Consider the following 6,396-nt stretch of genomic DNA (forward strand, 5'->3'; position numbering starts at 1 on the left):
TTCCGGAAAACGAACGGCTGAAGTCAGCTAGCAGTAAGCGTTCTAGCGACTCTCCAATTAATACAATTAATACAATTAATTCATTTAAAGGGAGAGAGATCGGGCGCGAGGAAGAAAAAGAGGGCGATCTGGAGTATCGAAACTGGCTGATTAACAGAGCAAATTTACTACCCCAAAAACCTGCATTGATGGAGCAATGGGTGGAGAAAGAAATGCTTAAAGCTGCAAACAAACGAGAGTTTGCTCAATACGAAGCACAAGCAGCAATAACGCAAACCACAGTCGCAATGGCACCGATTCCGGAAGACATCACCCCTCAAGACTATTGGGCAGCAGTGGAAGCCAGGAGGAACAATGGTTAACCGTCCTGAGCCAACACGCGCTCCTAGGCGCAAACAACCCCAAGCACCCGGGGAAGATGGTGCTATCCAGCTTGAAATGCTGGACTACATTTACACCGAGGAAAAGATGCAGCAGGCGCAAAACTTGCTGAATGACCCTAATTTTTGGCTTGAGCTAGCAGCAGAGGTAAGCGATGGATCGCCTGAATGAAATCGCCCACTTGTCTGTGTTGCGAGATGTGCTGAATGATCTCGACCCCGCTGGCGATTGGCAACATGAGCCGCTTTACCAAAAATGGCGAAAGAACCGCTATTCCCTCACACAGGGAGAGTTCCACCATTTAAGCCATTGCCTGGATACCTACCGCAAGAGAGCCGAATTTGAACGAATAAAACAGGAGCGGATAGCATGAGCCAACTAGACCAGGCGAATGAACGACTCAAAAACGCTTTGGTTCGAGTTCGGATTGAACAAATCGGTAAGAAGCTGTATCTTCAAGCAACCTTACCCCCTAAACCAACTAGCCATGAGACACGCAAGCATCAGCAACGAATTACTTTGGACATTGCTGCTACCCCAACGGGAATCGCGATCGCTGAGAGGGAAGCGCGTAAAGTGGGAGCGCTCCTGGACTGCAAACAGTTTGACTGGCTGCCTTACCTAACTGCACGGCATAAGCCACCAGAGACGGTAGAGGAATGGATCGCCCAGTTTGAGAGCGAAAAGCGTCCTCAGATAGCAGCGATTACATGGGAAACGGACTATGCAGACGTGTTTAAGCGATTGCCTCAATCAAAAATGCTCACAGTCGATTTATTGCTGAAAGCTGTAGAGGCTTCTAAAGCCAATTCTAAGACCCGCAAGCGTTTTTGTACGGCATTGGGTCAGCTAGCCAAAACAGCAGGCTTAACGGTCGATTTCAAGCCGCTACAGGGAACATATTCAGCAAGGAAGGTAGACCCGCGATCGCTGCCAACGGATCAGCAGATCGTAGATTTTTATCAAGCTTTGATCAATCCCGGCTGGAAGTGGGTCTATGGCATGATGGCAACTTTCGGCTTAAGGAATCATGAGGTTTTTTATCTAGACCTGGATGAGTTACTCCAGGGCGGTGAGTCGGTGAGGGTGATTGAGAGCAAGACGAACGGTCACCAAGCTTGGGCATATCACCCCGACTGGATTGAAACGTTCAACCTTCGGGAAGTGATTAAGCCACCCGTGACTGGTAAGCAGCATTCTGACTATGGCGATAGAGTGACCTGCTACTTGAGACGGGCAAAAATGCCGTTTGCCCCCTATGACTTGCGGCATTGTTGGGCGATCAGAACCGTTCGTTATGGCATACCTGATGCTTTCGCAGCCCAACAGATGGGACATTCTGTTGCGGTCCATCACGACACTTATCACCATTGGATTACAGCAGCGCAACATGAGGAAGCACACGAACGGGCAAAACTGAGAAGCGATCGTCCAGTTGCACCTAAAATTCTTGCTTAAATCTTGCTTAAATCTTGCTTAATAACAAACAAGTTAGGCTCAAGTTGTCTGATAAAAAAGCGCGCCCTTGAGGACTTGAACCCCAGACATCAGGTTTTGGAGACCTGCGTTCTACCAACTGAACTAAGAGCGCAAAAGAGTAAAAACTGGCATTCAATAATGCTAGTTTAGCATTGAGTGTAATTAGCTTTCAGCAAACCACTATGGACTGAAAGCTAATTTATGGACTGAAAGCTAATTGCAAATAGTTACAAAGCTCTATCAAACCGCTGCTTCAGGCGAGTTGCCTTACCAACGCGATCGCGCAGATAGTAAAGCTTAGCACGACGGGCTTTACCACGCCGCAGCACTTTGATGCTTTCAATTTGAGGAGAATGAATGGGGAAAACGCGCTCCACTCCAATTCCTTGAAAAACCTTACGCACGGTAAGATTTTGGTTGATGCCAGAGCCACGCTTAGCAATGACAACTCCTTCATAGGGCTGAGTGCGTTCTTTACCACCTTCTTGAATAATCACACCGACTTTAACGGTATCGCCAATATAAATAATGGGCAGATCCGATTTCATTTGTTCCACTTCAATCGAGTGGATAATTTCTTGGGCGTGCAGCATAGGTTTCGCTGGTCAAAAACTCACAGTCTTTAACTGTACATTAGCATGGGAGGAAACGTCTAGAGGGTAAAGGTTTATTCTTGGTGAATCACGCGATGTGCGACTTGCCTGTGATGCCTGCAAAGACTGCCCTCACCCTAGCCCTCTCCCAATGGGAGAGGGAACCAGAAATGTCCGAAAGCCCATCTCCTTGGGGAGAGGGGTTTGGGGTGAGGGCGATTAGTTGCACATCGCGTTGAATCTGTGTTTTGTTCTTCAATGGCGCGGTTTGATTGGCTATTTAGCTTAATTTATCAGGGCGATCGCAGGCTGACTCGCTACAAGTTTATCGAAGGAGTTGTACCGCTCAAGCGTAAAAGGGGACTCGGCTAGCTCAATAATGGTCATAGCCACTTCAGCCGCTCTAACAAAAATGACTCGTCCCAAAATTATTGTTTTAGATGATGATCCAACTGGTTCCCAAACGGTGCATAGCTGTTTGCTGCTGATGCAGTGGGATGTAGAAACGCTCAGGCTGGGATTGCAGGATGACGCACCGATATTTTTTGTGCTGACGAATACGCGATCGCTGACTCCTGAGAAAGCAGCAGATGTCACCCGTGAAGCCTGCCAAAATCTGAAGCAAGCGCTTGATTTAGAGAATATCCAAGATTTTTTGGTTGTCAGTCGTTCAGACTCTACTTTGCGCGGACATTATCCGATTGAAACCGATGTGATTGCTTCAGAACTAGGCGCTTTTGATGCTCACTTTTTGACTCCAGCCTTTTTTGAAGGGGGGCGCACTACCCGTGATAGCGTTCACTATTTAAAAGTGGATGGCGTGGAGACTCCAGTGCATGAAACCGAGTTTGCCCAGGATTCTGTGTTTGGCTACAGCCATAGCTATTTGCCCGATTACGTCGCAGAAAAGACTGAAGGACGCATCCCAGCCGAGCAGGTTGAGCGCTTTTTGCTTGCAGAGATTCGTCAAGGCGTATTGGAACGATTGCTGCATCTGCATGATAACCAGTGCTGTGTGGTGGATGCAGAGACGCAAGCGGATTTGAACCGATTTGCTGCTGATATCCTGGCAGCGGCAGATCAAGGAAAACGATTTTTGTTTCGGAGTGCTGCTAGTTTGCTGACGGCGTTAGCGGCGTTGCCTGCTCAAGCGATCGCCCCTGAAGCCATGGCGCAGTATGTTCGGAACAGCAAACCGGGTGCGGTGATTGTCGGGTCTCACGTTCAAAAAACCACAGAACAACTCCAGCACTTATTAGAACAACCTGGAATTGTTGGGGTGCAAGTGGAGGTGTCGCGGCTGTTGGCACCGGATAGAGAAGAGGCGCGATCGCACCTTCTAGCCGAAATTCTAGAGCAAACAAACGCAATCTATGCCGATGGTAAAACTTCGGTAGTCTATACCAGTCGGCATGAACTCACCTTTGATGATGCCCAAACCCGATTAGATTTTGGCGAAGCGGTGTCTGGATTGCTGATGGATGTCTTACAGAACCTACCAAACGCGATCGGTTTTTTAATTAGCAAAGGCGGCATCACCTCTAACGACACTTTGAGTACTGGGTTAGCCCTGAGAACGGCATGGCTATTAGGTCAAGTGCTACCCGGCGTTTCCATGGTGCGAACCGCTGCCGACCATCCTCAGTTTCCCAATCTGCCCATTGTGCTGTTTCCAGGAAACGTGGGTGATGCTACCGCCCTGGCTACCGTCTATCAGCGCTTAGCGCAATCCCTTACTTAATTCGCTATGGTACGATTCGGTCACCTTGACGGGTATTTTAGACCTCTAATTTACCCGAACGCGGAAACGGGCGAAGCCAAAATTGCTGCCTGGGCTATTAGAAACAGTGCCCAACCCATAAATCGCCGCACCATTTGGATTTGTTTGAATTGTGCAGGAGTTATTGTTGGGCAGCGGTGCTAAGGGCGCATAAAAGTTGCCACCGGGTAGCGATGCCGCACTCCCAAGCTTGACCTCTAACGATCCAGGAATGAAACTTAGCCCACCAGGAATCAAGTCACAAATGTTGACATCGATCGCCGGAGATGCGCCATCCGACAAGAAATAAAGCGTGTAAGTTACTTCATCATTACTCTGCACTGGCGTAGTGATGGGTACAGCCGTCACACCCACAAGCGGAATTTGGGCAAAACCCGCCGCCGTGTCATTGGTATCCGTCGGATCATCAATCACTGCGTCAAAATTGATCCCAGCCAGCGGTGACCCATTGCGAATCACATTGGTAATCCGCTTCACCACCTTAAAGTCAGGCGTTCCAGCCCCAGCAGCCAAGGGGCGCGTCGTTTTCACTACCGACTGCGGCACCGGAGCACCTGCACCAGATTGGGCACGCACCTTACGATCCATAAAGGACGTGGCAGTAATCGTGGTGGTGTCGGTGATAATGCTGCCGTCGGGTTGAATGGCACCGGGTGCAGGAGTCACGCACAGGAATAAATCAACAAAGCCACCACTTGCTGCCAAAATGCCTGTATCTACCTGCCCATCGCCATCGGTATCAGTCAGCGGCACCGTACCCGCCTCATCTCGGAAGAATTGCGCGGTGTAGTTGGGGTTTGTGCCAGTGGGCACCAAGTTAACGATATCGGTAGTAAAGAAGTTGTTCGTTACTCTAAACGGGTGGCAAACCCGCTGCCCTACCGGAGTTTCGCGAGTTGTATCGGTTGTAACCGTAAAGTTTCCGGCGCGAGTGGGCGGGGTATCAAACAGCGGCAGGCGGGTTGGTCCAGTATTTGCCTCAAACAAGGTTTGGTTGTTGTTAGTGTAGCCATTCACCTGAAATTCCCATGATCCTGCGTCATTCAGTGGATTTAAACCCGCAATATTGTCTGCACCAGTATCTAAGTTGCCGCCGCCATTCCAGACCCCATTCCCTGATATCGTTGCTGGGAGAGTGCCTAAGCCACCTGGAGGGCTGATGTAGTTAATGACAGCGCCGCCATCCAGATCAAAGTTGCGGAAAGACAGGGTGCCTGTCCCTGGACCGACCAGGGTAAATAGCCTCAAGTTAATGGAAGCCCCAGAGTTTTGCTGGATATTTCCCTGAAATTGCCCAATCAGCAAGTTGGCAACGCCCGAAATTTGGATCAGGAAGCCGTTATCGTCATTGTTTAAAGCGACTGTGGGATCTCCTGAAATGGGAAATGCTCCTGTTTCACTAGTCACCTGATAAATTCCAGGGGTTGTGATGGTGCCCAACAGATCATTTTGACCATCCGCAGCGGGTACGCCAATAGTGTTGTAGGTCAACGTCCCAATATTTGCGCCGCCTGGAGCCAGCAAGGTGAATCGGGTGGGATCGCAGTTACCTGCTGCTACACAGACCACAGTGCCAAATACACCAGCATCGATTTCATCGATCGCTCCATTGCTTTCTCCATCTAAAATGCGGATGGGAATTGCACCGCCTGCGGCTGCTAAATCTGATGGGGTGACGCTGATGAAAAATCGATGGATTCTATCAGTGCTGGCAGAGGTACGGGTAGTGTACCAATCGCCAACTTCCGGAGGACGTTCGCGTCCGCTTGTCTGAAAGGTTAGACTTGGATTAAGGTTCGATGGTAGCGTAGTCACCTGCGCGATCGCTGACTGGGGATTAATGGCTAAAACCGCAGCTATGCTCATCAATCCGCTGGTAATGAGACGATACCCTCGCACCGAGGGGGCTAGTAAAAAATTAAAATATTGCACAAGTTCTGCTTCTCACACTGAAAAGATCGCTATCAACAAGCGTCACCACTTGAGAGAATATCATAATTCTCTGACGGCAAAGCTTCACAGTAATTTTATGAAGAATTCCCTTGGAAGAAGGTTCAAGCAATCCGAGTCGGAGTTGAAGTAGGGGGCTAGTAGGCTGTCAACTTTATTTTGGTGGATAGATGGGAGAGAATAGAGCGGCAGCTACCTCTGAACCAATCATGC

7 protein-coding genes and 1 tRNA gene are annotated in these 6,396 nt (G+C 49.3%); 5 read left to right on the top strand and 3 right to left on the bottom strand.

The window, feature by feature from the left end:
• The 4 genes from AB3R30_RS21740 to AB3R30_RS21755 form a co-directional block, all read left to right on the top strand.
• On the top strand, positions 1-362 hold a 362-nt coding region (locus tag AB3R30_RS21740), incomplete at its 5' end, for a hypothetical protein (RefSeq protein ID WP_458651305.1).
• Positions 355-552 carry a hypothetical protein gene (locus AB3R30_RS21745; RefSeq protein ID WP_458651306.1) on the top strand — a complete coding sequence of 66 codons (198 nt, stop codon included), beginning with the start codon at positions 355-357 and terminating at the stop codon, positions 550-552. The genes AB3R30_RS21740 and AB3R30_RS21745, both read left to right, overlap by 8 nt.
• On the top strand, positions 536-754 hold the full coding sequence (locus AB3R30_RS21750; RefSeq protein ID WP_458651307.1) for a hypothetical protein: 219 nt from the start codon (positions 536-538) through the stop codon (positions 752-754). The genes AB3R30_RS21745 and AB3R30_RS21750 overlap by 17 nt, the downstream gene beginning before the upstream one ends.
• Positions 751-1,839, top strand: coding sequence for a site-specific integrase (locus AB3R30_RS21755; protein ID WP_458651308.1), 1,089 nt, complete (start codon positions 751-753; stop codon positions 1,837-1,839). Before AB3R30_RS21750 ends, AB3R30_RS21755 begins: the two co-directional genes overlap by 4 nt.
• A 60-nt stretch (positions 1,840-1,899) precedes the next feature.
• On the opposite strand, the gene AB3R30_RS21760 is transcribed toward AB3R30_RS21755, so the two are convergent.
• Together AB3R30_RS21760 and rplS are read right to left on the bottom strand one after the other, a co-directional pair.
• Positions 1,900-1,972, bottom strand: a tRNA-Trp gene (locus tag AB3R30_RS21760).
• Between the two features lie 115 nt (positions 1,973-2,087).
• Positions 2,088-2,453, bottom strand: a complete 366-nt coding sequence (gene rplS / locus AB3R30_RS21765; protein ID WP_458651309.1) for a 50S ribosomal protein L19 — start codon at positions 2,451-2,453, stop codon at positions 2,088-2,090.
• Between the two features lie 379 nt (positions 2,454-2,832).
• Between rplS and AB3R30_RS21770 the strand changes: the two genes are divergently transcribed.
• Positions 2,833-4,194 carry a four-carbon acid sugar kinase family protein gene (locus AB3R30_RS21770; protein WP_458651310.1) on the top strand — a complete coding sequence of 454 codons (1,362 nt, stop codon included), beginning with the start codon at positions 2,833-2,835 and terminating at the stop codon, positions 4,192-4,194.
• A 45-nt stretch (positions 4,195-4,239) separates the two neighbouring features.
• On the opposite strand, the gene AB3R30_RS21775 is transcribed toward AB3R30_RS21770, so the two are convergent.
• Positions 4,240-6,165, bottom strand: a complete 1,926-nt coding sequence (locus AB3R30_RS21775; protein WP_458651311.1) for a hypothetical protein — start codon at positions 6,163-6,165, stop codon at positions 4,240-4,242.
• Between the last annotated feature and the right edge of the window lie 231 nt (positions 6,166-6,396).

This window comes from Sivoneniella epilithica UHCC 1019 (assembly GCF_040830845.1).
Taxonomy (GTDB): domain Bacteria; phylum Cyanobacteriota; class Cyanobacteriia; order Leptolyngbyales; family Leptolyngbyaceae; genus ULC077BIN1.

Bases quoted from the DNA above. Each gene is read 5' to 3' on its own strand.
- rplS (WP_458651309.1), bottom strand. From the start codon at position 2,453: ATGCTGCACGCCCAAGAAATTATCCACTCGATTGAAGTGGAACAAATG.
- AB3R30_RS21750 (WP_458651307.1), top strand. From the start codon at position 536: ATGGATCGCCTGAATGAAATCGCCCACTTGTCTGTGTTGCGAGATGTG.
- AB3R30_RS21755 (WP_458651308.1), top strand. From the start codon at position 751: ATGAGCCAACTAGACCAGGCGAATGAACGACTCAAAAACGCTTTGGTT.
- AB3R30_RS21745 (WP_458651306.1), top strand. From the start codon at position 355: ATGGTTAACCGTCCTGAGCCAACACGCGCTCCTAGGCGCAAACAACCC.
- AB3R30_RS21770 (WP_458651310.1), top strand. From the start codon at position 2,833: ATGGTCATAGCCACTTCAGCCGCTCTAACAAAAATGACTCGTCCCAAA.